Raw genomic sequence first — 26,698 nt, 5'->3', positions numbered from 1 at the left:
ATGCCACTCAACGGGAAGAAGTGGCGATAATTCAAGGAGTTGAGAATGACATCAAAGGTGCAGGGCTGGCAGAGAATACGTAATGCCACAGGCTATTCCTGTCAGGGTATCCGTCAGGCCTATCGTCACGAAACGGCTTTCCGACAGGAAGTCTGGCTGATGATCGCCGCGATACCTTTGTCATTTATCGTCGCCGCCAGCATTCCTCAGTGGCTGATATTGATCGGCTCCCTGATCGGCGTACTCATCTGCGAATTAGTAAACTCGGCGATTGAAAGTGTGGTCGACCGGGTTGGGGCAGAGCGTCATCCACTTTCAGGACAAGCAAAGGATATGGGGTCGGCCGCTGTGCTGCTGAGCCTGATCTTTGCGGCGCTCTGCTGGGGCGGCGTTATTCTGATGCGCTGGTAAGACCGCTGGCGCATTACACCGACAACTGGAATTGATGATAGAACTGCTCCACTGCGCCGCTTTCCAGCGGTGGGGAATACAGCAAACCCTGCACCCCATCGCAACCATTTTCCTGCAGGAAAATCAGCTGCTCTGCTGTCTCAACGCCATCCGCCAGCACGAGTGCTTTCCATGCCGAGCCCATGCCAATAATGGCACGCACCAGCGTACAGGCTTCCTCGTCTTCCGGCAGACGCTGCACAAGTGCTCTGGGTAACTTGATCTTTTTAAGCTCAAAGCGGCGCAATCCGGTAATGGAGCCCTCACCCATCCCGAACTGATTAACCATCAGACTCACGCCCAGATTTTTCAGCCCATCCATGGTGGCGCGCACATTGGCACCGGGGTCAGTCAGCACTGTCTCAGGGATCTCAAGCTCAATATATTTGCGCTCCAGACCATAGCGCAGGCTGGTTTCATCTATCAGCCTGAGTAACTGATTACCCAGCAGGACCTGCCTCTCGCTAAGTGCCGTGGATACCTTTGGAATTCTGATATTCCGCTCATGCCAGAGACTCATTTGCTGGCACATTTTATCCAGTGTCCAGCTGGTCAGCGTACCGATAAGGCCGGCTTCCTCAGCAACTGGCAGGAAACGCTCGCAGTCGATATCGCCCAACTCCGGATGCCCCCAGATCAGCCGTGCTTCCATGCTGATCAAATGGCCATCATTAATGCAGATCTGGGGCTGATAGATCAGGCGGATCTCTTTGCGCTGCAGTGCATGATGCAACTGAGCTTCCAGTGTGGTGCGCTCCAGCGCACGTACATGCATGGCAGTGGTAAAGAACTGATAGGTATTGCCGCCCGAGCTTTTCGCTTCAAAGAGTGCAATATCGGCCTGCTTGTACAAGGTTTCACTGTCGTGGCCATCCGTGGGATAGCGGCTGATGCCGATACTCAGGGTGATTTCCACTTCATGGTCATTGAGGGTGAAAGGCGTTTTCTGCAGATTCAGCAGCCGGTTCACCAGTGGCAGCATTTCCGTCATTTCTTCAGCGCGAATCAACAGGCCGAAGCGATCACCACCAACGCGTGCCAGCAGCTCATACATATTCTGCAGACCTTCCAGCCGCTTGGACAGTTGCTGCAGCACCTTGTCACCCAGGGTGTGGCCCAGCGATTCATTAATACGCTTGAAACCATCCACATCCATCAGCAATACCGCAAATCCCTTACCGCTCCCCCGCGCTTCCGAGAGCAACTCATCGAAGTGACGGCGAAAGGTCGAGCGATTCGGCAGACGAGTCAGGCTGTCATTATTGGCAAGATCGTGCAGCCGCTGTTCCTGCTCCTTACGCAGGGTCACATCGGTAAATACTCCTACCAGTCGGGTGATACGCTGCTGACGGTCATAAAGTGCCTTGATCGATGCCGACAAAGGGAAGACTTCACCATTCTGTCGGCGATAGAACAGCTCACCCTGCCAGTGCCCGGTCTGCTCAATGCGATTGATCAGACTGGCATAAAAGCTGTCATCATGACGCTCACAGCGCAGGGTCGATGCCGGTTGGCCCTTCACATCCTCCTTGGCGTAACCGGTGATACGGGTAAAGGCTTCATTCACCATTAGAATACGACCCTCCGCATCGGTAATGATGACGGCATCGTTCATGGTGGAAAAAACCTGGGCGGCCATCAGCCCTTCATCTTCCATCGCCATGTCACGGCTTAAGTCACGTGCAGTGACAACAAAGCGGGCATCCTCACCTTCAAGCCCAGGGCTTATCACCAGATTCAGCGGGAAGACTTCCGTACCGCGCCGGCCACGCACCTGCAATTGCGAATGCTGCCCGCGACTCGCGCGCTCAATGGCACTTAATACGATCGCCTGATCAGGCCCATCAATAAGGCGGGTAAAGCTCTGATGCAGCACATCTTCTGCGGAGAGATGCCACATATCGGCGGCCACCTGACTCATTGTAAGGATGCTGCCATTGGTCCCCAGACCCAGCACCCCATCCATGATGGAATTAATAATCAGCTCTGTGCGGCGGGCATGCTGACGTGCGTAATGCTCACTCTCCGCACGCCGGGCTTCCTGCGCGGCGGCGGCTTGTCGCACCCGGTAAGTAAGAAAAGCCAGCAGAAGGCTCAGGAGCACTGCGGCTGCTACAGAGCCTATAAAGGCATAACGAATGTGCGCCATACGCTCAGCCAGCGTTGCAGCACTGATATCCACTCCCAGATAAGCGACGATAGTGCCGCTTGAGTCATAAATCGGCGCGAGAGCTGACAGAAACTCGCCATAGCTGTCCTGATGCGGCTGCGCTGAGACATAGACTCCACCAGAGTCCAGCGTATCCACCAGCTGCTGGGTGCGCGAATCGACCGTCTGATAGAGTTCCATCACCTTGCTGGGCTGGAGATTAAACGGCGAGCTCACCTCTTTGGCGTAAACCGCCGTATCAAGAATGAAATAGAGTTCATTCTTTTTATGCACCATGGTGTAGAGGTAATAGACATCCGGCATTTGCGAATGGGCTTTAATTAAAGGCTCAATCACCTGCCGATAAAGTGCAGAGCCGGTCTGATCAGTTCGCACCAGCTGTTTGTGCAGATCGCCATCCACCTCATTGGCCAGTACTTTGGCCAGACGCGCTTCATCCTGGCGAACCGTGGCCAGCTGCTCATGTTCTGCCTGGCGGTAAAGCCAGCTCAGGCAGAGAATAAATGCCAGCAGCACGAGCACACCCACTCCCGTCGCAAGGCGCCAGGAAGTCAGCTTGAGCACGTTTTTGAATAGCCAGTTCGTCATGGTTTTATCTACCTGATATCACAGGGTTTTATCGTCAGCGGCGTCACATAAACCCACAAAGTATCGTTCAAAAGGGGGATAGTTTGTCAGTATGAAACATTTCCCCCTGCCCTCGAAACACTGTCACGACACTTTACCGTTCTTAGGATACACTGTGATACAGAGCAAAAGAGCGTTACTCTAGAAACATTTTCGGGAACCGCTATTATCCTTTCAACCAAAGACTGAGAATGACAAATCCTATGAGTAATACACATTCAATTCTCCTGGTTGACGATGATTCAGAACTTCGTGAGCTGGTGAGCCGCTACCTGATGAATCATGATTTTCAGGTAACCTGTGTTGATGGTGCGTCAGCTATGGATCAGGCTCTGCAGGAAAGTACTCCCGACCTGCTGATTCTCGACTTGATGATGCCTGGTGAAGATGGTCTGTCCATCGCCAAGCGTCTGAAAGCCAGTCATGGCAATCTGCCTATCATCATGTTGTCTGCCAAAGGCGAAGACGTGGACCGCATCGTGGGTCTTGAAGTCGGCGCGGATGACTACCTCTCCAAACCTTTCAACCCTCGTGAGTTGCTGGCCCGTGTTCGCGCAGTTATGCGCCGTCCTGGCCAGAATGCCGAGGGTGAAACAAGTACTCAGCGCTTCACCTTTGGTGATTTCGTTCTGGATACTCAGCGCCACCAGCTGACTCACCGTGACGAGCTGCTGCACCTGACGACCAGCGAGTATGAACTGCTGGAAATTCTGGTACAGCATCCTAATCAGGTGCTGAACCGTGACATGCTGGTCTCCAAGCTGAAAGGTTATGACCGCTCTCCTTTTGACCGCAGCATCGATGTTCGTGTGACTCGTCTGCGCGCCAAGCTGGAAAAAGCGGAAGGCTCGCCTCACCATATCCAGACTATCTGGGGCAAGGGCTACCTGTTTGTTCCCAATCCTGAAGGCTGATAACAGGTAAACCATCGAGCATGTTTCGATCTCTGCTGGCCAAGACGTGGCTGATACTGGCCCTGACCGTCTTGGCCATTTTGCTTTGCTATACCCTCATTGTTACCCAATTCATCATTCTGCCCGTATCCCGTCAGTCAGCGGATGACCAGGCAGCGCTGATGAAGCTTGCCGCAGAAACCTGGGTGGAATTACCGCCTTACGCTCGTAGCTATTATCAGCTTGAGCTCGCCGGACAACACTTATTACTGCTCACCAAAACCCCGCCAACAACGCGTGAGCTGAAAAAGTCCAACATGTTCCTCGATATGCTGACTCAGGCACTGGCCCGACGTCTGCAGACCGATATCCACCTTCGTCTCGACAGTGATGACAATAATCTGGTGTGGGCCTCTTTTGCCCTGCCTACCGGCACCGTTTATATCGGCTTTGCCCGGGAGCGGCGTGCCTTCCCGATTCCTATCGCTGCGATTCTGATTCTGACGTTTGCCTCATTACTGGTACTGATTACCTCGCTGACCATCGTCTCGCGTATTACGCGACCACTGGTAGCCGCCTCTCGCGCTGCACGACGCATCGGTAAAGGGCTCAACTTTGAGCCGCTGGATGAAAATGGTCCGGAGGAAATGGCCGTACTGGCTCGCAGCTTTAACAAGATGGGCAAGGAAGTACGCGAACTACTGGAGCACCGGACGACGCTGCTGGCAGGTATTTCTCATGACCTGCGCACACCGATCGCGCGCATGCAGATGGCAATTGAGGTTCTCGATGATGGCTCCAACCCTGAAATGGTGGAACGCCTGACACGCAACCTCAAGGAGATGGACACGCTGATTGGCGACACGCTAGCCCTGTCACGCGGGCTTGAGCAGGCACCGTTGGAGCCGCTGGACATCAATCTCTGGCTGACAGACTTCAGCCAGTCCTTCCAGAACGAGCGGCTGCGTTACATTCGTCTGACCAGCCTGCCTGAACAATTGATGCTGCCACCACTGGCACTGAAACGCGTACTGACCAATCTGGTAGAAAACGCACTGCGCTATAGCGCCCCCGGCCCGGTAACAGTGGAAGCCACAGCTCAAGGCCCACAGATTATGGTGACAGTTCTGGACCGAGGCCCCGGAATCCCGGAGGACGCCAAAGCGAAGATCTTTGAACCCTTCTTCCGTCTGGAAGCCTCACGTAATAAACATACCGGTGGCAGTGGCCTGGGTCTGGCTATCGTGGCTCAGCTGTGTGAAATGTATAACTGGCACCTGTCAGTGCTGGATAACCCCGCTGGCGGCACCATGATGCAGCTGACATTGCTCGCAGAAGCGCCAGCGAAGTCCTTGGATGCACCCAAGGCAGACGAGCCCAAAACCATGGGCTGATGTACTCCTCCTTGTTTCAGACATAAAAAATCCGGCATAAGCCGGATTTTTTATTGGCCGATACCCTTCGGTACCGGCCTGATTCTGAGATATGCAGCTTAGACGTCAGCCACAGTTTTCAGAGGGTAGTTCGCAGGCATTGGCAGACGCGCAACACCAGAGTTAATCGCAGCCTGAGCAACCGCTGTCGCGACGGCGCCTAACAGACGGCTATCCATGGGCTTGGGCAGGATATACTCCTTACCAAAGCTCAGGCTTTCCAGACCATAAGCCGCCAAAACTTCTGCAGGAACATCTTCACGCGCCAGTGCGGCCAGTGCATGAACCGCAGCCAGCTTCATTTCTTCATTGATGGCGGTCGCACGAACGTCCAGCGCACCACGGAAAATGAAGGGGAAGCCCAGTACGTTGTTTACCTGGTTAGGATAGTCAGAACGACCGGTGGCCATGATCAGGTCATCACGCTCGCTGTGTGCCAGCTCAGGCTTGATCTCAGGATCAGGATTGGAGCACGCGAAAACGATGGGGTTAGCTGCCATGGACTTCAGCTGTGCAGGAGACAGCAGATCCGGACCGGACAGACCGATGAAAACATCAGCTCCGGCAATGGCATCATCCATAGTGCGCTTGTCAGTAGGATTAGCAAACATCGCTTTGTACTGGTTCAGATCATCACGATCAGCGTGAATCACTCCTTTACGGTCCAGCATGAAAATGTTTTCAAGCTTGGCACCACAGCTGACCAGCAGCTTCATACAAGCCACTGCCGCAGCACCTGCACCCAGGCAGACAATCTTGGCGGTCGCGATATCTTTATCCTGAAGCTCAAGAGCATTCAGCAGACCGGCTGCGGTCACAATCGCGGTACCGTGCTGGTCATCGTGGAATACAGGGATACTGCACTTTTCAATCAGAGCGCGCTCGATCTCAAAGCACTCTGGCGCCTTGATGTCTTCGAGGTTGATGCCACCCCAGGTGTCGGCGATACGGGCAACAGTGTCGATAAAAGCCTGTGGGCTTTCTGCGGTCAGCTCGATATCCACGCCATCAATGCCTGCAAAACGCTTGAACAGCAGACACTTGCCTTCCATTACAGGCTTGCTGGCCAGTGCGCCAAGGTTACCCAGACCCAGGATGGCAGTACCGTCAGAGATTACCGCCACGGTGTTGCCTTTACCGGTATAACGGTAAGCGTTGTCCAGGTCCTTCGCGATTTCCCGAACAGGTTCGGCCACACCAGGGCTGTAGGCCAGGGCCAGGTCACGCGCAGTTGCCGTGGCTTTGGTCACTTCGGTGGCAAGCTTCCCGGGACGGGGAAACTCATGATAATCAAGCGCAGCTTGTTTAAAGTCAGACATGTTCGAGGTTCCGATGCTTTTGTTCGAGTGAGTCGGGCGAAAAATCTTAATGCAAAACCCTGATAACCACCACTGGCGGCGATGCAGTCACCTTTGAGTCGCGTCATCAGGGAAGATTTTTTGCTTCAGGCAGGTTTTGCCTTCCTGGCAACCTGCCCATCATTCACTGGGACACGAAGTCCACAGTCGGCAATAACAAGAAGCCTCTGGCCACTCCCGGCCGCAAGGCTTCTTGCCTTGGCAGTGGCGATCAGTCCAGTACAGGACCTGCCGCCAGTACCGCAGGATCCACAGAGAAGCCTTTGGCACTGAAGTTATCTACGAACTGACGAATCAGTTCATGGGCCGCTGCGTCATACGCCGCAGGATCCGCCCAGGTTTTCTTGGGATTCAGCAACTGAGTTTCAACGCCCTCCACCGCCACAGGCACAGACAGGTTGATACCCGCCAGATGCTCAGTCGCCACGTTATCCAAGTGACCATTCTGAATGGCACCGATGATGGCACGAGTGGTAGGAATGCTGAAACGCTTGCCAGTACCGTAGCCACCACCAGTCCAGCCGGTGTTCACCAGAAACACCTGCGAGTCGAACTCTTCGATACGCTTCATCAGCAGTTCAGCGTATTCACCGGCAGGACGCGGGAAGAAAGGCGCGCCGAAGCAGGTTGAGAAAGTGGACTTGATGCCGCCGCCTGAGCCCATCTCAGTGCTTCCCACCAAGGCGGTGTAGCCGGACAGGAAGTGATAGGCCGCCGCCTCTTTGGACAGCACGGAGACCGGTGGCAGTACGCCAGTCAGGTCGCAGGTCAGGAAGATGATGTGCTTGGGTTCACCAGCCATGTTGGTGTCGGTACGCTTGTCGACATGAGTCAACGGGTAAGCCGCACGGCTGTTCTGGGTGAGAGAGCCGTCTTTGTAGTCAGGGTGACGCTCGTCATCCAGCACCACGTTTTCCAGCACCGCCCCAAAGCGAATCGCCTTATAGATGATGGGCTCATTCGCCTCAGACAGGTCGATACACTTGGCATAGCAGCCGCCTTCCAGATTGAAGACAACGCCTTTACCCCAACCGTGCTCATCATCACCAATCAGGTAGCGTGAAGGGTCTGCAGACAGGGTGGTTTTACCGGTACCGGACAGACCGAAGAACAGCGTCGTTTCGCCTTCTTCGCTAACGTTTGCCGAGCAGTGCATTGGCAGCACGTCTTTTTCAGGCAGCAGGAAGTTCTGCACAGAGAACATCGCTTTTTTCATCTCACCGGCGTAACGCATACCGGCGATGAGAACCTTGCGCTTGGCAAAGTTGATGATAACGGAGCCGTCAGAATTGGTGCCGTCACGCTCGGGATCACAGGTGAAACCTGCAGCGTTGAGGATCTGCCACTCTTCCTTGGATTTGGGATTGTAATTGTCCGGATTGATAAACAGACACTTACCGAAGAGGTTCTGCCAGGCAGTCTCGGTGGTCATTTTGACCGCCAGATAATGCTGGGTATCCGCGCCAACATGGACGTTGGACACAAAACGCTCGCGATCAGACAGATACTCTTCAACACGCTCCCACAGCGCATCGAATTTATCCGCATCGAAAGGACGGTTAACGGGACCCCAATGGATCAGATCGCGAGTCGAGGCTTCCTCGACAATAAAACGATCCATTGGACTTCTGCCCGTGCGCTTGCCGGTTTCGACAACCAGTGCGCCGTTATCGGCCAGACGGCCTTCCTGACGGGCGATCGCAGCTTCAACCAGAGCAGTTGAAGACAAGTTGACATGCGCAAGCCGTGAGCCTGCGTCATCAAGCATTTTGGTCATGCTGGTGTTTCCCTAGTGTTGAGTGCCTTATGTTGCTCCGTTGTTATTTCGTCAGCCGAGGCTGCGTGTCTTAGATGACAGGGTCGGGAGCAATCCTGACATTATGCCACAATAAGACGAAGGTAGGGTGAAACAGATAGTAAAAGCCGGCGCGAAGGCACCGGCTTTTTGGGCAAGAAACAAGGATGTTTAGCGCATCAAAGACAGAGGGATGAGGATCATCATTAGCCATGACACCTCAAAGCCAACACGCTATCCGAACGCTCAATGCAGAACGTCGGGATTACCGGGCGCCGAAGCCTCATGCTGCAAGGCTTCCAGATCTGCCTTGTCAAAGACGTACTCTTCATTACAGAACTGACACTGCACCTTCAGCTCTTCATCCTGCTGAATTGCATCGTTCAGATCTTCAGCGTTCAGGGTTGCCAGTGCCGCGCTGCAACGCTCTTTAGAGCAGTCACAATGGAAGCGAAGATCGAGCACAGGGAATACACGCACCTGTTCTTCATGGAACAGACGCGTCAGCACCGTTGTATTGTCCAGCTCCAGCATTTCCTTACTGGTCAGGGTATCCGCCAGCACGGTCAGACGTTCCCAGTCCTCAAGATCAGCAACATCAGTGGGGCCACTGCTTTCAGGCACCGCCTGCAGCATCATGCCCGCCGCATCTTTACCGTCTGCCGCCAGGAACAAGCGACAAGGCAGCTGTTCTGACTGGTTGAAATAGCCCTGCATACATTCAGCAAGAGTCGCCCCCTCAAGCGGCACGATCCCCTGATAAGGACGTCCTTTCTCAGGCTCAATGGTGATCGCCATCTGGCCGCCTTCCTGCAGCAGCATCATGGGGTCGAGATCATCAGCAATGTCGCCATCCCAACGGGCAATACCACGAAGGTCCGCCAGATGGCTGCACTCGGCCTGCACCACACGCAAGGCTCCGGCAGTGCGCGCCTGAATCACCAGACGCCCTTCGAACTTGAGCACTGTGCTCATCAGGCTGCATGCCGCCAGCATCTGCCCAAGCAGGGTTTGCACTGGCCTGGGATAGGCATCACGACTCAACACTTCCTGATAGGTGCTCTGCAGTCCGGTGATCGCACCGCGCACGCTGATGTCATCGAACAAAAAACGCTGGATCTGGTCAGGATTACTCATACTTTCTCACTTGCCATCCCTCAGAACACGCCGGGGACTGGTCGATTCAATAACTGCCTGAGGCAAAAATGGCGCGCACTATAGCACAGGAGCAACACAGGCTGCCGTTAAAGGGATTCGCCGGAAAAAACATCACTTTTGAAACGATGGATCTGGCGGCGCTCTTTCTTGCTGGGGCGATGCTCACTCACCAGCGCGCCATTGTTGGCCTTACGGTCTGCGGCCTTGCGCTCACGTGCGGCGATACTCTCCGGCGTTTCCTGATAGAGGGCTTGCGCCTCAGTTGCCGGGCGGCGTTGATCATTCAAACCAAGCACCTCGACGACCTTATCATCGTAACCCTGACGAAGACCGATCAGGGCGCCCAGCTCGACCATTCTGCTGGGTTTTCCTTTGGCGCCGTTGTAATCCACCTTGCCGCCTTCAATGGCGTCCTTGGCCAGACCGCGGGTTTTATAAAAGCGAGCCGCCCACAGCCACTTGTCCAGACGGACTCCGTTGGCGCTATCGCTCTCACTATTTTTCTTGGACATGAAAACTCGCTTGATACCCAGGAAAGGTATCGTTCAGAAAATGAGGTGATTGTCTGCGATATGGGGGCGAACCCGTAAAATCAAAGCACTGGCGGCAGAATATCAGCAAAGCTTTCCAGCAATGGAAAAGCGGCGGTATTAACCGGCGGCTTCTGGCTATCGGGCTTTGCAATCTGCAGCACATAACCAATGCCTGCATTCTGCGCCGACGCCAGTACCGATGTACTGTCATCCACAAAGAGCGTCCGCGCTGGCGTATAGGGCTCAACCTTCTGCAGCTGCTCCCAGAAAGCCGAGTCCTCTTTGGGCATACCAAAATCATGGGACACAATGATGTCATCCACCCAGGGACGAAGATCCACCTGCCGCATTTTGAGCGCCAGCGGGTCCGGATGGCAGTTAGTGACAATCACCACCCGACGGCCACTTTGCCGAGCCGCCGCGAGGAAAGGCTCAACAGCAGGCCGCAGCGCCACTTTATGGGCAATCTCCTCTTTGAATGCCATGATGTCGACTTCCAGTTGCCGGGCCCAGTAATCGGTGCAGTACCAGTTCAGCTTCCCCTGGGTCTTACGGATCTGATGGTGAAGAGACTCACGCGCCTTCTCGGCTGCCAGGCCATGAATGTCCGCATAACGCTGCGGCAGGTACTCCAGCCAGAAGAAGGTATCAAAGTGAAGATCCAGCAAGGTACCGTCCATATCCAGCATGACGGTATCGATATTCTCCCACGGCAACATGAACCGCCCTCTCTCATTTTTCTCAGAATTTCGCGCCCTATTCTCGCTTATTGCGCTATCTGGCGTCATCCCCGTGTACTCGCGCAGGGGTATTCCCTCGGACTTTGGTCGCATGTGATAATCCCCGGTCAACCCGCCTTTTAAATGAGGTTTATGACTGCTTTGACGTTGAGTATCAGACCTGCCTTAGCCATCACCTGTTGTGCTTCCAGCCCATGCGGCTGCGTAGCCAGTCCTAGCGCTGTTCGTCGTACCGGAGCCTTCACCCATGGATGCTAAAGCACTGATCCCACAGTTACTGCGGATTACTCAGGAAGCCGGCAAGGCGATTCTGACGGTCTATCAACGTGAAGATGTCGATGTTCGCCAGAAGGAAGATGCTTCCCCCCTGACCGAAGCTGACCTGGCCGCTCATGATCTGATCAAAGCCAGTCTGCAACGCCTGACACCGGACATTCCCTTTATCAGCGAGGAACAGGAAGCACCGCTACTGGCCGAGCGCAAGCAGTGGCCGACTTACTGGCTGGTTGATCCGCTGGATGGCACCAAGGAGTTTCTCAAACGGAATGATGAATTCACCGTCAATATCGCGCTGATCCAGCATGGCAAACCTGTTCTCGGTATTGTGCATGTGCCGGTCAGCGGCAGTACCTATGTCGGCATTCCGGGCGAAGCCCCGGAAGCCTACAAACTAACGGGTCAGGGTAAGCAGCAGGCACTCAGTACCCGTGCGTTACTGAGCTATCGTGCCGTCACGCAACTGGGTAGCCGCCATCATCAGGATCCACTGGATTTGTGGGTCAGAGAGCGACTGGAAAACAACGTTGCTCCCGTCACGCTGACCACCATGGGCAGCTCACTCAAATTCTGTCTGATTGCAGAAGGACTGGCGGATATCTATGTGCGTAATGCGCCCTGCAGCGAATGGGATACAGCCGCTGCGCAGGCCATTGTGGAAGCTGCCGGAGGCAAGGTCCTTAACTTCCGGTTTGAACCGGTGCGCTACAACTGCCATGAAGATTTGCTGCAGCGGCCGTTTCTGGTCATTGGAGATCCAGGCCGTGACTGGCAGCAGATTCTGGAAGGACTAAACCAGCACTGAAACGTGCTGGCTCATAACCTTTCTGTCTCCCTTAGCCGTGAATATTCGGCCAGGTGTCCATCAGGATGCCGATAAAAATCACCAGCCCTACCCAATGGTTGTGCAGGAAAGCCTTAAAACAGGCATCACGATCACGATAACGGGTAATCCAGTATTGCCAGACAAACATCGCCGCAGCAATCCACAAACTGGCCGCGTACCAGCTGCCAAGCTCTGCCAACTGCCCGACCCACGCCATCAACCACAGCGCCAGTAGCTGCAGACAGGCAATAATCCGTCGATCAAAACGCCCAAAAAGCACGGCTGTCGACTTCACCCCAATACGTAGATCATCGTCACGATCCACCATGGCGTAATAGGTGTCATAAGCCACCGTCCACAGCAGGTTGGCAAGAAAGACCAGCCAGCCCATCAGCGGAATCTCGCCCTGTTGCGCCGCGAAGGCCATGGGAATCCCCCAGCCAAAGGCCGCACCCAGAACGACTTGCGGCAAATGGGTATAACGTTTCATAAAGGGATAACAAGCGGCCAGCGCCAGCGCGACAAATGACAGGCTGGCGGTATAGGTATCCGTTTGCAGCACCAGAATAAATGCCAGCAGCGCCAGAGCCCCAGCCAGAATCAGTGCTTCACGACTGGTCACCTGCCCGCTGGCCAGTGGCCGCAGGCGGGTGCGTTTTACATGACCATCCACCTTACGATCGGCAAAGTCATTGATCACACAACCGGCAGCGCGCATAAGCCAGACTCCCAGCACAAAGATGATCAGCAGATGCCGGTAGGGCAAGCCATCTGCCGCCAGCCACAATGCCCAGAGGGTTGGCCACAACAGCAGGTAGGTACCGATAGGTTTATCGGCACGCATTAGCTGCACATAGGCTTGAAAACGCGTCATTTCGCTCATGAAAACTCCTTGAAACGGCCAGCTCAGCCGCACCATTGAGACATATCACTCAGAAGAAAGAAAACCGCACACCGGCAAATCAGTGTTCGGTATCGCTTGATAGCCGCTTATGAACAGAGAGGGTTTATTGCGAGGCGGCATGAATCTGCTGCACAAAGGCCGGCAGAAAGAATTCCATCACGACCAGAGGCTGATGCTCAAGATAAAAGCGGGAACGGCGACCCCAGATCACATTACCTTCCTGCGTTCGCCCTTTGCCCGGAATAATCGGACTTCGCCCGACCCCGGCCTGCCGAAACAGCGTATGCCCCAACGGCTTGACGCCCTGCCGACGCAGACGTCGGCCCGAGCCCAGAAAGGTTTTGCGTGGAATCAGGGTTCGCGCTCGAACAACGGCCTGACCGTTAACCCAAAGAATCACATCTCGCACCCAGCCACGCTGAAACGTTCGTGAACTCAGACCAAGATAGGCGCAGTCATCAGGGGAAAGTAAACGCCAGCCTTCGAAGATAATTTCTACACGTACCCTGCCTTGTAATTGTCGCTCAAGATTGCTGGTCAGCGACCCCGGTTTCTTTAGCCAGGGCGCGAGTTGTCGATCTGGACAAGTCAGGGGTCGCCAATCGATAAGGGCGGGAAACTGCATGAAGGATGATCCAATCAGACGCCAGTTATGAGGCTAATCAATAACGGCTAAGCGGTCTGCTCCAGCGCAGCCAGCAAGGTATTCAGATGATCTGAGTTATTCAGCAACTCATCAACCTGTTGCCGGCATACAACCAGATCAAGTCCGAGGGAAGCGATAAGAGACTCATCGAGCCCGGGCCCCGGACAGTGGCCAATGCCACGCTCAGCCAGCAGCCCAAGAGTCACGGTCAGCAGGTGCGCGAAGATATCGGCTTCGCCGTCATAACGGTGATGCCCCATATAACGGATGCCTTTCCAGACCTCCGGTGGCAGCTGCCAGCATTGCAGTAACCAGGAGCCTACCTGCTCACGCGTCACGCCCAGCACCTGCTTTTCCACATGCTGAGATGCCAGATTGCGATTGCATTCAAGGTAGCGATTAATCAGGGAGAAATGCGGGGGAAACACATGCGCCAGCACCAGATAGCCAAAGTTGTGCAGCAGTCCTGCAAGATAGGCCATGCCTTTGCCAGGTCGCTTAGCGGCGGGCATCGCTTTCACCAGCAGCTCCATGACCATGGCGCAGCAGACTGCCTGTTTCCAGTAGGCTTTGACTTCAAGTTTGTTGTCTTTTGGCACTCGCAGGGAGCGGTTCAATGACAGCCCCAGCGCCAGATTCATCACCAAATCAAAGCCCAGGACACGGACGATGGCATCCTTGACCGACTGGATCTGCCCAGGCGCTGCATAATAAGGCGAACTGGCCCAGCTGATCACCTGCGCCGCCAGACTGGGGTCATCTTCCACCAGCGGCACCAGATCATCGACATCCGCATTTTTATTACTACCGAGCTGAATAATGCGCTGAGCGGTCATCGGCAGCGGCGGTATTTCCAGGGTATCGGCCAGACGCTCTTTAATACGCAGCGAAGTAAAACGGTCCACCGCCAGCAAGATAGCCTGTTCGTCATCCTCCAGAGGCGTTGAGGTGTGATCCAGCTGCTGTGGATCCACCGCAAAGCGGAAGATCTGCGCATTCTGCAAAGCGCTGGCATCCAGAGGGAAACGCAGCCCGCTGACAGGCTCATAGACCTCAAGGCTCGTCGCATCGCGCAGGGAATGATCCAGCAAAATAGGCAGCGTAAAGAGCTTATCGAAAAGGTGAGGCTGGCTAAGCAAGGAAGGCAGGAAGATCTTTTGCACCTGCTCAGCAGCAAGCGCACGCAGCGCCCTCTGATAGCTGTGATTCAGCAAGGCCAAATGCAGCAGCTGCTGCTCGGGCAAAATCGCCAGCACTTTGCCTCGACTATCTTCAAGAATCGCGATTCTGGCCTGAACCACACTGCACTCCTTCCTGATCACTGCCTATCAAGAATGGCTGACACTCTGCCAGCCTGCAAAGGCGTATTATGAAGTTTTCTCATGGGATGTCACCCATCCTTTCGCCAACTTCAATCCAATCAGTTAAAAATCTTCCCCTAGCGACCCTGCGGATAACCCAGCTGGCGCCAGGCCTCATAAACAGCCACCGCCACCGTATTAGACAGGTTAAGACTGCGACTGTTTTCCAGCATGGGCAGACGCAGGCGAGTCTCCCCTGTGAACTGCGCCAACACCTCAGCCGGCAACCCACGGCTTTCCGGACCAAATAAAAGTACATCACCGGACTTAAAGCTGGCATCGCTGTGGGGACGACTGCCTTTGGTGGTGAACGCATACACCTGCCCACCGGCCGTGGCCTCCAGGCCCGCTTCCAGACTGGCATGGATCTGAACCGGAGCGAACTCATGATAATCCAGACCCGCACGCCGCAGGCGCTTGTCATCCAGCTCAAAGCCCAGGGGCTCAATCAGATGCAGAGTAAAGCCGGTATTGGCGCACAGCCGAATGATATTTCCCGTATTGGGCGGGATTTCAGGCTGATAAAGCATGATATGCAACATGCGTTTGGCACTCCGGCAAAAAACAGGTGATCTGGCGGTCGTTGTTCACTGGCGCTAAGCACGCAGGCTCGTCCGTCTCGTGGATAAAAAAAGAGGGGCATTATAGCCCCTCTTTCTGGTCGTTACAGTGTGCAGAATCTCTACACCCGACGGGCGCAGCTATCCATAGCGGCGCAGCGCTTCCAGCGGTGGTTCCTGCCCGACTTTGCGCAACATCCACAGTGCGGGCAGTGCCACCAGTACCGCGCACACAGGCGGCCAGAGCAGTAGCCATACAGGCCAAGGCATCGTGACATTCAACACTTGCGAAAAAATCACACTCCCCAGTCCGAGGGTACCGAGAATACCGCCCACTCCGGCCAACGCACCTAACCACAGAAACTCGCCCCACTGACGCTGTCGCAGGCGCTGTCTTGCCACACCTAATGTATGCAGCAGAGCCGCTTCCTGGCGGCGCTCATTAAGGCTGACCTGCAAAACCGCAATCATCACCAGCCAGGCCGCAGCCAGCACAAAGACGAAGAGATACTGCACGGCTTTGGAGAGCTGATTCAGCAGCTCACGAAGCTGATCGAGCAAGGCATCCACTCCTACCAGCGTGACTCCCGGCCAGCGCTGGTTAAGCCCGGTAATGGCTTCAAGATTAGCGGACCGGGCATGAAAGCTGGTCATCAGGGAGATCGGAAAATCCGCCAGCGCTCCGGGCGAGAAGATCACAAAAAAGTTGGGGTTAAAGGAGTTCCAGTCGACGCTTCGGATACTGGTGACTTTGCCAGCGATAGTTTCTCCGGCGATATCAAAAGTCAGGGTATCACCCAGTCCGGCATCAATACGCTGGGCAAACTCCTGCTCCAGTGACAAACCCACCTCGCCGGATAAAAGCCCGGCCTTCGGCCACCACTCGCCTTTCAGCAGAGCATTGTCATTGCCCAGCACCCTTGACTCGGTCAGGTTCAACTCACGACCGGGTGACGTAGGTTCAGACTCATCGTCTTTGCCCTGATCCCGCAACTGCTGCTTGGTTGGCAGCGTCTTGCCATTGACCTGCAGCAGCCGACCACGAAGCATCGGGTACAGCGGATTACTGCTCCAGCCCTGATCCGCCAGATACTGGTTGAACTGATCGCCATCCGTCGCCGGAATGTTAATGGCGAAATAGTTAGGCGCATCGGCAGGCAGCTGCGCCTGCCAGCTATCGAGAAGATCCAGCCGAATCAGCATCACCACCCCCACCGCGATACTGACCAGAGCAAATGCGGTGACCTGCAATGCCTGATGATGCCGCTGTTTCTGTCCTGACTTAACGCCGGGCAATTTCAGTACCAGCGCTCGAGCGAGGACATACAGCACCAGCATGCCAATCACCAGACCGGCACCCAGCAGCAAGGTCAGCTTCGGCGAACTGCTTTGCCCCCATAGCCAAAGCAATAAAGCAATCAAGGCAGAAGCGATCCAAAGCACCCGACGCACCGGCGGCATCATGACATCGTCACGCAGTGTGCGAAGCGGGCTGATATTCAGCAGCTGCCACCAGTGCGGAATCACCAGCGCAGCGACGAGCAACACAGCGGTAAACACGCCATTGAGTGCCGGCCACCAGGATACCGGCGGCAGAGGATCAGGCAGCCACTGGCGAAACAGCATGACCAGCCCCTGCTGCGCGACAGCGCCAACGGCGATACCCGCGACCAGCGCGGCAACCAGCAGTACGCCAAGACGCATGCCCAGCATCAGCGCCAGTTCTTTTCGCCCAAGCCCCAGACAGCGCCAAAGCGCCAGCTCATCCTGATGACGCACGCTGTATTGCCGGGCCGCCAACGACAGGGCGATGCCCGCCAGCAACACGGCGAGCACACTGCCAAGATCCAGATACTGATGAATACGCGTCAGGGTCCGCCCCAGGCGCTGATTTTCCGAGGCAGGGTCCAGTATGCGAGCAGAGGCATCAAGCTTTGTCTCCAGCCACTGATGAAACTGGCTGATCGCCGTATCCGGCCCATCCACCAGATAGCGATAACTCACCCGGCTGCCCGGCTGAATCACTTTGGCAGCGGCCAGATCGGCACTGTTCATCATCAGGCGGGGGTTAATATCGACCAGACTGATGCCGGGGTCCGGCTCCTGTAACAGCGTGGCTGTGATAGTGAAAGTACTGTAACCAAGCTGAAGTGTATCGCCGGGCTTCACACCCAACATCGCCAACAGGCGCGGCGCAGCAAATACCTCACCCGGCGCGGGGCCAGAGCTCACCTCACTGACCTTTCCCTCGGCATCGCGAAGCGTCAGCTGACCATGCAATGGATAGCCTGCTGGCACCGCCTTCACTCCCGCCAGCGCAAACTGATCGCCGGTACTCGCCATGCTGATAAAGTCAGTAATCTCCAGCGGTGCGGGCAAGCCCAGTCTGCTCGCCTCATCCCACCAGACCTGCGGAGCTTCGCGACTGGAACGAATCACCAGAGGCGCTCCGAGGTAGCGTTGCGATTGCGCCGTAACACCACGCTCCAGACGGTCAGCAAAGAACCCCAGCAAGGTCGTGGCGACGCACGCCAGAAATACTGCCAACGCCAGTAAACGCAGTTGGGAATCTCTCCAGCCAAATCGGGCGTAACGCCAGGCGGCGCCGAAGGTTAGAGTCTCAGAGGACACGGCCAGCCTCCATAATGACGCGCTGGTCGCAGCGAGCAGCCAGACCTTCATCATGAGTCACCATGACGAGCGTGGTGGCCGATGATGCATTCAGAGAAAAGAGCAGCGACATAATATGCTCGCCGGTTGCCTCATCCAGATTGCCCGTGGGCTCGTCGGCAAACAGCAGCGACGGCTCACTGGAAAAAGCTCGCGCCAGGGCAACACGCTGCTGCTCCCCTCCCGACAGTTGACGAGGGGTGTGGCCAATGCGATGCCCGAGTCCGACCTTCTCCAGCCATTCACGGGCTTTTTCATCAGCGTTTTTCTCACCCTTTAGCGCCAGCGGCAAACTGATGTTTTCCAGCGCCGATAACGCAGGCAGAAGCTGAAAGGATTGAAATACAAAACCTACCTGATGGGCACGCAGTGCAGCGCGTTCATCCTCGCTGAGTTGGCTGAGCGCTGTTCCATCGATATAAACCTCTCCGGTGGTCGGCAGATCCAGTCCGGCAAGAATCCCCAGCAAAGTCGACTTTCCCGCACCGGAGCGCCCAACAATGGCAAGGCTCATGCCCGCAGCAACGCTCAGGTTGACATCTTCCAGCAGCGTCAGAGACCCTTCCGGGGTCGCCACCTGTTTGGCAACATTTTCAGTACGGAGAATCAGAGTGTCGGTGTTTACTGTGTTATCCCGGTGGTCCTGCCCATCACGCATACGTTTGTTCCTGATCAAAATGCTGGCCGTCATTTGCCTCGGCACGGTTTACGTTACCCAGGCATCTGCCAATACCCTGGTGGTACTGGGTGACAGCCTGAGTGCGGCCCATGGCATAGCCAAAGAAGAAGGTTGGGTAAGTCTGTTAACCCCCCGGCTGGAAAAAACCGGCTGGCAGGTCATCAATGCCAGCATTTCCGGTGATACCAGTGACGGCGGCGTCTCGCGCCTGCCCTCACTGCTGGAGCGTCATCATCCGCAGGCGGTACTGATAGAGCTGGGCGGTAACGATGGCCTGCGCGGCCTGCCACCCCAGCGCTTCAAGCAAAATTTACAAAAACTGATCGAGATGAGTCGAGCGGCAGGCGCCACTCCTCTGCTGCTCGGTATCCGACTGCCGCCAAACTATGGCCCTGCCTACACTCAGGCTTTTGAAAACAGCTATCAAGAGATCAGTAACACACTGAATACACCCTTACTTGGGTTCTTTATACGTGACGTAGCGTTACAGCCTGAGCTAATGCAAAGCGATGGCTTACACCCCAATGCGAAAGGTCAGCCTCTGATCGCGGATCGGGTGGGAAACTGGTTAGAGCCCCAACTATCTGAAATCCCGCAAGAAATGGGGCCTAAGCAAGATTAGTAGCGGTTTAATGATAAAAAAATACACACGAAGGCGTCATAAAAACATTTGATAACGAAAAAATTCAGACTTTTTCCTATGGGCACATTCGGCGGGCAGCGGTAATCTTTTCCACATGGACGACATCAGGAAGATGTTCAGGGAAAGGATCTGCTATCAAGGACTCGATAGCCGCAGGATGCAAATGGAACAGGCAGAGCGCAGGCCGTGATCATGGAATGAACCGACCTGCACGCTGCTTTACAGGAAGAGCTCCAGCAAATCATTCAGGTAACGTTGTCCCATTGGGGTTGCTCTGAAAAGATCTTCGTTCTTGTCCAGAAGCCCCCGGGTCCGTCCCAGCTCAACCGGCTCACCAACCAGTTGCATGGGCAACCCGGTGCGCTGCTCCCACCACTTCGTTGGCACCCCATCAATCAAACGCAACGCATTCATCATGAACTCGAAGGGTAACTCCTCTCGGGATACTTCGTTTTCCCCTGCCGCCAACAAGCGATTTCTGTCGAGATAGTGCGCTGGCATCCGGGTTTTCCAGCGCCGGACGATTTTACCTTCCCCGGGCCAGGTGACTTTGCCGTGGGCTCCAGCACCAATACCCAGATAGTCTCCAAACTGCCAGTAGTTAAGGTTATGCCGCGCCCTGCGCCCGCGCGTGTAAGCGGAAGTTTCGTACTGCATAAAACCGGCTGACTGCAACAAGGCATGCCCCTGCTCCTGAATCTCCCACAGCGCATCATCTTCAGGCAGAACCGGCGGCTTGCTGTAAAACGCGGTGTTAGGCTCGATGGTAAGCTGATACCAGGAAATGTGGGCAGGGTTAAGATCTATCGCCTGCTGTAAATCCGCCAGCGCCTCCTCCAGCGACTGATCCGGCAGACCATGCATCAGATCGATGTTGAAGTTATCAAAGCCGAGCTGATGCAGTTGCTCAATGGCCGCCACCGCTTCACCTTTGGAATGAATCCGGCCAAGGCGTTTGAGCTTTTCATCATTGAAACTCTGCACACCCACTGACAGACGATTAATTCCCGCTGCACGGAAACCGGCAAAGCGCTCGCGCTCAAAGGTTCCGGGGTTCACTTCCATGGTGACTTCACAATCGGCGGCCATAGGGACAATCTCACCAACCCCCTTAAGCAGCCTGGCAATCGCAGGAGCGGTAAAGAGACTCGGCGTACCGCCACCGATAAAGATGGATTGCAATTCACGGCCCTGAGCGGCGACCCGCTCCAGAGACAGATCTTCCAGCAGACGATCAACATAATCATCCTCTGGCACTTCCCCTTTGGCTTCATGGGAATTGAAGTCGCAATAGGGACACTTTCGGACACACCAGGGAATGTGGATATACAGGCTTAAAGGAGGCAGTTGCAGCACGATTATTTCCGTTGGCAGCTCAGCCGAGCAGCCGGTCAAAACACGAAATCAGAAGACAGGCAGACACCTGTAAGTGAAGCTGAGCGGTATTGTCTCAGGGATTAAAGCGCTGCATCAGCTGCGCCAGCGCACGACCACGGTGACTTTGGCGGTTCTTTTCCTCCGGCGCCAGCTCGGCGGAACTGAGCCCCTGCTCGGGCAGCCAGAACAACGGATCATAGCCAAAACCACCCTCACCTCGCGGCTCAAACAAAATACGACCTTCCCAGGTTCCCTGACAGATCAGCGGCGTGGGATCGGTTTCATGGCGCATAAACACCAGCACACACTGGAAGCGAGCAGTACGCTCGGATTCCGGGATATGACGCAGTTTCTCCAGCAGCAGGTCGCAGTTATCATCATCGGTAGCGCCCTGACCGGCAAAACGTGCCGAATAAATGCCAGGAGCACCTTTGAGTGCATCGACCTCCAGGCCGGAATCATCGGAGAGGGAAGGCAACCCCGTCAGCCGTGCGGCGTGACGCGCTTTAAGGATCGCATTCTCCACGAAGCTCAGGCCGGTTTCATCGGCATCCGGTACGCTGAATGCGGACTGGGGCACGACTTCAAAATCCAGCCCGCCCAGCAGCTCATTGAATTCCCGCAACTTACCTTTGTTGCCACTGGCCAGTACGATCTGCTTCATGGTGAAACCCCATTGCTGCTTCCCGGAGAGAAGACTGTTAACTCATCATCAGTAAAGGACAATGATAGCACGGGGTTTTAGTCTGAGTCAGAAAGCCCATCGCTTTGACGAGGCAGGATGACGGTCACCTCAAGGCCACCCTCGGGATGATTACGCAGCACAAGGTCACCGCCGTGTCCCTGCGCCAGACTGCGGGCAATGCCCAGCCCAAGCCCTGTTCCGCCGGTGTGGCGGTTACGTGAAGGCTCAAGACGCACATAGGGTTCGAACACATCCTCGAGCTTTTCCGGCGGAATCCCCGGTCCGTGATCACGTATCTGCAGCATCCAGACCACCTCATCCTGCAGCATATTCAGAGTGGCACTGCCCCCGTAAAACAGGGCGTTATCAATGATATTGGTCAGGCAACGCTTGAGCGCCAGTGGCTTGGCCTTGAGCGGACTGAACGCCCCTTCCAGCATGAGCTGTCGCCCCTGTTGCTGGTAATCCGCCAGCAGGGATTCAAGCAGAACAGGGACCTCTATCCACTCGCTGTTTTCGTGAATATCAGTCTCTTTCACATACTGCAGCGCCCCTTTGACCATCAGATCCAACTCTTCCAGATCACGCGCAAAGCGCTGGCGCATCGTGTCATCATCCAACAGTTCAGTACGCAGCCGTAGCCGGGTGATAGGCGTTTTCAAGTCGTGGGAAATGGCCGAGAACAGACGGTCGCGCTCATCGAGATAACGGCGGATACGCTCCTGCATGTAGTTAAAGGCCCGCGCCGTTGCCCGCACTTCCGAAGGGCCGGTCTCCACCATCGGCGGATGGTCGATATCACGACCAAAATCCTCCGCCGCACGGGCAATATTCGCCAGAGGACGCGTCATCCAGCGAATCCCCACCAGAGACAGCAGCATGACCACCACAAGCATCAGTACCAGAAAAGCGATCTTGTCCGCGCTCATCCAGCTGCCTTTGTCGAGGAAGCCCGGCACCGGCAACAAGGTAGCGATATAGAGCCAGGTATTGGCCTCAAGCTGCAGCTGTACCACCATCACCGGCGGCGACAGCGGCTCAAGAAAGAGTGACTGCGCCCAGCGTGGCGGCAAGTCCAGCGCCAGGGTTTCAGAGTTCAGGACACGCAACCGGCGCGGGTCAGAAAAAGCCACAAAGACCTGATCGACATTCAGTTCCTGACGCATGATGCGCCCGACATTCTGCTCGACCAGCTGTTTTTCCTGACTCGGGCCAATATCACTGACCGGAATCTGATGGTCATTGATACTGACAAAGAAACGCGTTCCGCCCATCCGGCGTAGCTGATCCAGCACGAGGTGACGATATTCCAATGGCAGGGACACGAAAAAGCGCGCGGTGGAAGCGATGTTGTAGCTCAGGCTTTTGGAAACACGGTCCACCAGCTCAAGATGACTGGCACGCACCTGTGAACTCCAGACCACGTAGCTCAGAAGCTGAGCCAGCAGAACGCCGCCCAGCATCAGAAAGACAAAACGGCCACGCAGGGTGCGCGGCAGCCAGCGACTAACCGACATTCTCGACCGGCACCGCCAGAATATAGCCCGCACCTCGAATGGTTTTGATCAGCTGCGGGCTTTTGGCATCGTCACCCAGGCGGGCGCGCAAGCGGCAGATATGCACATCAATCGAGCGATCCAGCGGGGGCGCATCACGACCACGGGACAGGTCGAACAAATCATCCCGCGACAATACCTGCTGTGGATGACTCAGAAACACGTTCAGCAGGGCAAAGTCTGCTCCACTTAAGCTTTCACGCTGGGCATCGTTACCCACCAGCTCACGGGTCGTGCGATCAAGCTGCCAGGGTCCGAAACGCTGGAAGCGTGCTTGCCCGCCGAAACTCTGAGTACGGCGTAAAATCGCCTTGATACGTGCCAGTAGCTCACGGGGGTTGAAGGGTTTGGCGAGGTAGTCATCAGCCCCCAGTTCCAGGCCGAGAATACGGTCAGTATCGTCGGCACTGGCCGTCAGCATGATGATCGGCACCTGCGACTGCTGACGCAGCCTTTTACACAGGGAGAAGCCGTCTTCACCGGGCAGCATCAGATCCAGAATCACCAGATCCGGCGCATGGCTGGCAAAGCCCTGATCCAGACCGGAGCCATCGGCAGCCATCTGGCACTCGAAGCCATGCCGGCTGAGATAGTCTGCAATCAGCTGGCGAATATCTTCATCATCATCAACGATCAGGATGCGTTTGCCGGTACTCATTGCGGGGTGTGTTCCTCAGTCAAGGAGCCCGGATATCGGGCTCCAGTCATACCCTCTGAGGAAATCCACCTCAGGGGCAAGGGTTGGGGTAGCGGGTACTGATCGCTTCAATTTCCGCCAGCACTGCTTCATCGAGGGTGATATTAACACTCTCAATGTTCTCTTTAAGCTGCACCATAGTGGTAGCCCCAATGATGTTGGAAGCCACAAATTCACGGGTGTTAACATAGGCCAGCGCCATCTGTGTTGGCGTCAGACCGTGTTTTTCCGCCAGCGCGCAATAGGCTTCAGCGGCCAGTTCACCCTGCTCGGTGAAGTAGCGTTGAAAGCGGCTGTAGAGTGACAGGCGAGCACCTTCGGGACGAGCACCATGTCGGTATTTTCCCGACAGCACACCGAACGCCAGGGGCGAGTACGCCAGCAGTTCAACACCTTCACGATGAGCCACTTCAGCCAGACCAACCTCAAAACTGCGGTTCAGCAGGCTGTAAGGGTTCTGAATGGTGGCAACACGTGGCAGACCGAGCTTGTCCGCCAGATGCAGGAACTTCATCACCCCCCAGGGGGTCTCGTTGGACAGGCCGACGTAGCGAATCTTGCCCGCTTTCACCAGATCACCCAGTGCTGACAGGGTTTCCTCCATTGGCACATCATGGAGGTCCTGACCGTATTCGTAGTTCAGTTTACTGAAGAAATTGGCATCACGACCGGGCCAGTGCAGTTGGTAAACATCGATATAATCCGTTTGCAGACGCGCAAGACTGGTATCGATGGCAGCATGAATGCTCTCTTTGGTGAAACGCATGTCGGGGCGAATATGATCCACCCCACGGCTGCTAGGGCCTGCAACCTTGGAAGCGATGACCAGATCATCACGCTTGCCGCGCTTGTTCAGCCAGGTGCCGATATAGGCTTCGGTGCGGCCCTGCGTCTCTGGCTTGGGCGGAACCGGATACATTTCTGCGGTATCGATAAAATTAATACCGGTGCTCAGGGCATAGTCCAGCTGCTCATGCGCTTCGGCTTCCGTATTCTGTTCGCCATAGGTCATGGTGCCCAGGCAGATTTTGCTGACATTCAGATCAGTATGGGGAATCTTGTGAAAAAGCACGGATATTCCTCTTTGAGAAAGGTGACGTGAACCGTCGGCGGGGTCGTTCTGAGGTTTCTTAATACGGCAAAGTGTGTCAAATTCCAAACCGGACGCCCGCAACGCTTTATTGCAAGGCCTGCCTGTTCCACCCTGATCAACCTCCTGTGTTCAGATAACGCTCGTGCAAACTTCGGCGTTCTTCTGCCAGGACTGGCTGTGAGTACCTGCCGTCCCATGGATATCGAACTGTTGAAGACCTTTCTGGAAGTCTGCAAAACCCGTCATTTTGGACGCGCTGCTGACAACCTGTTTCTGACCCAGTCAGCGGTCAGCGCCCGCATCCGCCAGTTGGAAGGGCTGCTGAACTGTGAAGTCTTTAGCCGCCAGCGCAACAACATCCAGCTGACACCGGCGGGCGAGCGGCTGCTCCTGCATGCCGACAACGTACTCTCCAGCTGGGAGCGTGCGCGACAGGATATCGCCCTGCATGACAGATACAGCGTCAGCCTAACCATTGCCAGCACAGCAGGTCTCTGGGATACCCTGCTACAAACCGGAATCAGCGCCGTCCATGCCAGCCACCCGGAGCTGCGGTTGCGAGCAGAAACCTTCAACAGCGATTTGCTGGTGCGCAAACTGCTTGAGCGAACACTGGATGTCGCCCTGCTGTATGATCCGCCCAAGGCACAGGAGCTGGTCGCCCTGCCCCTGACCCGGCTTGAGCTGATTCTGGTCAGCGCCCAACCGGCTGACAGTGTTAAAGAAGCCCAGGCTCAGGGTTATATCATGGTGGACTGGGGCACGGCTTTTCAGATCTTTCATGACAAGCAGGAAACCGGCATGACGCCACCCTGGCTACAGACCAGTCACAGCCGCATGGCGCTCGATCTGATGTTGTCACAAGGCGGTTGCTGCTATTTGCCCCGCCGTCTGGTGCAGCCTTTGCTACAAAAAGGCAGCCTTTATCAGGTCTCCGATGCGCCCGTGATTCCACGCGATGTTTACGGCGTCTATCACAGTAGCGCTGCCCATCAGGAAGAGATCAGTCTGGTGATGAATCTGCTGCTCGAAAGCGCACGCGTGACTCAGCACAATGGCGGCCCTAATCAATAAATAATATTTATTGAAAAGATTAAAAATTTTCGTTGTACTGCCCACCGGGCATTTTAGACAATCGCCGCAAAATCCAAGCGAGGCCTCTTGTCAAGAGGTCATCCGTTCTATCACCTTGGTAAACAACGCGTCCCATGAATAAAGATCGTCAGTACTACCTCAAAAAGCCGTTCTTTGATGACGAACATTATCCATACGGGCTGGAAAGCTCCGGTGACTTCTCCATCAAGGAATCCAAGCTTCTAACCCAGAAGGGTGCTCTGTGTCGTGCGCTGACCGATGGCGTTCTGGAACCTGAGACCGATGAAGATCGTGCACTGGTTGCGGTTGTCCGCAGTGAACAGGCTGCCGCATCCGAGCTGGAAAAAACCTGGACCAAGTACCTGCGTAAAACCAACGATGACAACTTCATTGCCTCAATGAGCCTGTCGACCGTACGTGACGGTGAAGAGACCGATTTCTCTGAAGGCGCCAGTAACGATTTCGACGACTGA

24 protein-coding genes are annotated in these 26,698 nt (G+C 55.4%); 7 read left to right on the top strand and 17 right to left on the bottom strand.

Annotated features, from left to right (window positions below; genetic code table 11):
• Positions 1 to 45 precede the first annotated feature (45 nt).
• The gene (locus ACKC9G_RS13785) at positions 46 to 411 is read left to right on the top strand and encodes a diacylglycerol kinase (RefSeq protein WP_411406349.1); all 366 of its coding nucleotides are present in this window, start codon (positions 46 to 48) and stop codon (positions 409 to 411) included.
• A 13-nt stretch (positions 412 to 424) separates the two neighbouring features.
• Here the strand turns inward: ACKC9G_RS13785 and ACKC9G_RS13780 are convergent, their stop codons facing one another.
• Positions 425 to 3,208 (bottom strand): putative bifunctional diguanylate cyclase/phosphodiesterase, encoded by a 2,784-nt coding sequence (locus ACKC9G_RS13780; protein WP_411406347.1) that lies wholly within the window; start codon positions 3,206 to 3,208, stop codon positions 425 to 427.
• A 242-nt stretch (positions 3,209 to 3,450) separates the two neighbouring features.
• Here ACKC9G_RS13780 and ACKC9G_RS13775 point away from each other — a divergent pair, with 242 nt between their 5' ends.
• On the top strand, positions 3,451 to 4,161 hold the full coding sequence (locus ACKC9G_RS13775; protein ID WP_411406345.1) for a response regulator: 711 nt from the start codon (positions 3,451 to 3,453) through the stop codon (positions 4,159 to 4,161).
• Between the two features lie 20 nt (positions 4,162 to 4,181).
• Positions 4,182 to 5,534, top strand: a complete 1,353-nt coding sequence (locus ACKC9G_RS13770; RefSeq protein WP_411406343.1) for an ATP-binding protein — start codon at positions 4,182 to 4,184, stop codon at positions 5,532 to 5,534.
• 98 nt (positions 5,535 to 5,632) lie between these two features.
• On the opposite strand, the gene ACKC9G_RS13765 is transcribed toward ACKC9G_RS13770, so the two are convergent.
• The 5 genes from ACKC9G_RS13765 to yrfG form a co-directional block, all read right to left on the bottom strand.
• Positions 5,633 to 6,892: a malic enzyme-like NAD(P)-binding protein gene (locus tag ACKC9G_RS13765; protein ID WP_411406341.1), complete on the bottom strand. Its 1,260-nt coding sequence runs from the start codon at positions 6,890 to 6,892 to the stop codon at positions 5,633 to 5,635.
• 250 nt (positions 6,893 to 7,142) lie between these two features.
• Complete coding sequence (locus ACKC9G_RS13760; RefSeq protein WP_411406339.1) at positions 7,143 to 8,708, bottom strand: phosphoenolpyruvate carboxykinase; 1,566 nt, start codon at positions 8,706 to 8,708, stop codon at positions 7,143 to 7,145.
• Positions 8,709 to 8,972: 264 nt separating this feature from the next.
• Complete coding sequence (gene hslO / locus ACKC9G_RS13755) at positions 8,973 to 9,863, bottom strand: Hsp33 family molecular chaperone HslO (RefSeq protein ID WP_411406337.1); 891 nt, start codon at positions 9,861 to 9,863, stop codon at positions 8,973 to 8,975.
• A gap of 107 nt (positions 9,864 to 9,970) precedes the next feature.
• Positions 9,971 to 10,396 (bottom strand): ribosome-associated heat shock protein Hsp15, encoded by a 426-nt coding sequence (gene hslR / locus ACKC9G_RS13750; RefSeq protein ID WP_411406335.1) that lies wholly within the window; start codon positions 10,394 to 10,396, stop codon positions 9,971 to 9,973.
• Between the two features lie 80 nt (positions 10,397 to 10,476).
• On the bottom strand, positions 10,477 to 11,136 hold the full coding sequence (gene yrfG / locus ACKC9G_RS13745) for a GMP/IMP nucleotidase (RefSeq protein ID WP_411406333.1): 660 nt from the start codon (positions 11,134 to 11,136) through the stop codon (positions 10,477 to 10,479).
• 268 nt (positions 11,137 to 11,404) lie between these two features.
• Here yrfG and cysQ point away from each other — a divergent pair, with 268 nt between their 5' ends.
• Positions 11,405 to 12,238: a 3'(2'),5'-bisphosphate nucleotidase CysQ gene (gene cysQ / locus ACKC9G_RS13740; RefSeq protein ID WP_411406331.1), complete on the top strand. Its 834-nt coding sequence runs from the start codon at positions 11,405 to 11,407 to the stop codon at positions 12,236 to 12,238.
• 31 nt (positions 12,239 to 12,269) lie between these two features.
• Here the strand turns inward: cysQ and ubiA are convergent, their stop codons facing one another.
• The 6 genes from ubiA to ACKC9G_RS13710 all read right to left on the bottom strand — a co-directional run bounded on the left by ubiA (position 12,270) and on the right by ACKC9G_RS13710 (position 19,058).
• Complete coding sequence (ubiA, locus tag ACKC9G_RS13735) at positions 12,270 to 13,142, bottom strand: 4-hydroxybenzoate octaprenyltransferase (RefSeq protein ID WP_411406329.1); 873 nt, start codon at positions 13,140 to 13,142, stop codon at positions 12,270 to 12,272.
• Between the two features lie 124 nt (positions 13,143 to 13,266).
• Positions 13,267 to 13,788, bottom strand: coding sequence for a chorismate--pyruvate lyase family protein (locus ACKC9G_RS13730; RefSeq protein WP_411406327.1), 522 nt, complete (start codon positions 13,786 to 13,788; stop codon positions 13,267 to 13,269).
• Between the two features lie 47 nt (positions 13,789 to 13,835).
• On the bottom strand, positions 13,836 to 15,110 hold the full coding sequence (locus ACKC9G_RS13725; protein WP_411406325.1) for an HDOD domain-containing protein: 1,275 nt from the start codon (positions 15,108 to 15,110) through the stop codon (positions 13,836 to 13,838).
• 137 nt (positions 15,111 to 15,247) lie between these two features.
• Positions 15,248 to 15,712, bottom strand: a complete 465-nt coding sequence (gene trmL, locus ACKC9G_RS13720; protein ID WP_411406323.1) for a tRNA (uridine(34)/cytosine(34)/5-carboxymethylaminomethyluridine(34)-2'-O)-methyltransferase TrmL — start codon at positions 15,710 to 15,712, stop codon at positions 15,248 to 15,250.
• 159 nt (positions 15,713 to 15,871) lie between these two features.
• A complete protein-coding gene (locus ACKC9G_RS13715; protein WP_411406321.1) occupies positions 15,872 to 18,361 on the bottom strand; it encodes an ABC transporter permease in 2,490 nt (829 codons plus the stop codon).
• Positions 18,351 to 19,058, bottom strand: coding sequence for an ABC transporter ATP-binding protein (locus ACKC9G_RS13710; protein ID WP_411406319.1), 708 nt, complete (start codon positions 19,056 to 19,058; stop codon positions 18,351 to 18,353). Before ACKC9G_RS13710 ends, ACKC9G_RS13715 begins: the two co-directional genes overlap by 11 nt.
• A gap of 19 nt (positions 19,059 to 19,077) precedes the next feature.
• Here ACKC9G_RS13710 and ACKC9G_RS13705 point away from each other — a divergent pair, with 19 nt between their 5' ends.
• The gene (locus ACKC9G_RS13705; RefSeq protein ID WP_411406317.1) at positions 19,078 to 19,701 is read left to right on the top strand and encodes an arylesterase; all 624 of its coding nucleotides are present in this window, start codon (positions 19,078 to 19,080) and stop codon (positions 19,699 to 19,701) included.
• Positions 19,702 to 19,941: 240 nt separating this feature from the next.
• On the opposite strand, the gene hemW is transcribed toward ACKC9G_RS13705, so the two are convergent.
• The 5 genes from hemW to ACKC9G_RS13680 form a co-directional block, all read right to left on the bottom strand.
• The gene (gene hemW, locus ACKC9G_RS13700; RefSeq protein WP_411406315.1) at positions 19,942 to 21,078 is read right to left on the bottom strand and encodes a radical SAM family heme chaperone HemW; all 1,137 of its coding nucleotides are present in this window, start codon (positions 21,076 to 21,078) and stop codon (positions 19,942 to 19,944) included.
• Between the two features lie 94 nt (positions 21,079 to 21,172).
• Positions 21,173 to 21,763: an RdgB/HAM1 family non-canonical purine NTP pyrophosphatase gene (rdgB, locus tag ACKC9G_RS13695; protein WP_411406313.1), complete on the bottom strand. Its 591-nt coding sequence runs from the start codon at positions 21,761 to 21,763 to the stop codon at positions 21,173 to 21,175.
• A 77-nt stretch (positions 21,764 to 21,840) separates the two neighbouring features.
• Positions 21,841 to 23,301, bottom strand: a complete 1,461-nt coding sequence (locus ACKC9G_RS13690) for an ATP-binding protein (protein WP_411406311.1) — start codon at positions 23,299 to 23,301, stop codon at positions 21,841 to 21,843.
• On the bottom strand, positions 23,291 to 23,998 hold the full coding sequence (locus ACKC9G_RS13685) for a response regulator (RefSeq protein WP_411406309.1): 708 nt from the start codon (positions 23,996 to 23,998) through the stop codon (positions 23,291 to 23,293). Before ACKC9G_RS13685 ends, ACKC9G_RS13690 begins: the two co-directional genes overlap by 11 nt.
• Positions 23,999 to 24,068: 70 nt before the next feature.
• Entirely contained in the window at positions 24,069 to 25,109 is a 1,041-nt protein-coding gene (locus ACKC9G_RS13680) for an NADP(H)-dependent aldo-keto reductase (protein ID WP_411406307.1), read from the bottom strand.
• 198 nt (positions 25,110 to 25,307) lie between these two features.
• On the opposite strand from ACKC9G_RS13680, the gene ACKC9G_RS13675 reads away from it, so the two are divergent.
• Both ACKC9G_RS13675 and maoP read left to right on the top strand, forming a co-directional pair.
• The gene (locus ACKC9G_RS13675; RefSeq protein WP_411406305.1) at positions 25,308 to 26,204 is read left to right on the top strand and encodes a LysR substrate-binding domain-containing protein; all 897 of its coding nucleotides are present in this window, start codon (positions 25,308 to 25,310) and stop codon (positions 26,202 to 26,204) included.
• A 134-nt stretch (positions 26,205 to 26,338) separates the two neighbouring features.
• Entirely contained in the window at positions 26,339 to 26,698 is a 360-nt protein-coding gene (gene maoP, locus ACKC9G_RS13670) for a DUF413 domain-containing protein (RefSeq protein ID WP_411406303.1), read from the top strand.

The sequence above is a fragment of the Pokkaliibacter sp. CJK22405 genome, from assembly GCF_046614695.1.
GTDB lineage: Bacteria > Pseudomonadota > Gammaproteobacteria > Pseudomonadales > Balneatricaceae > Pokkaliibacter.
Note: the sequence above shows the minus strand (reverse complement) of the source record. Positions and strands in the feature narration are given on the sequence as shown.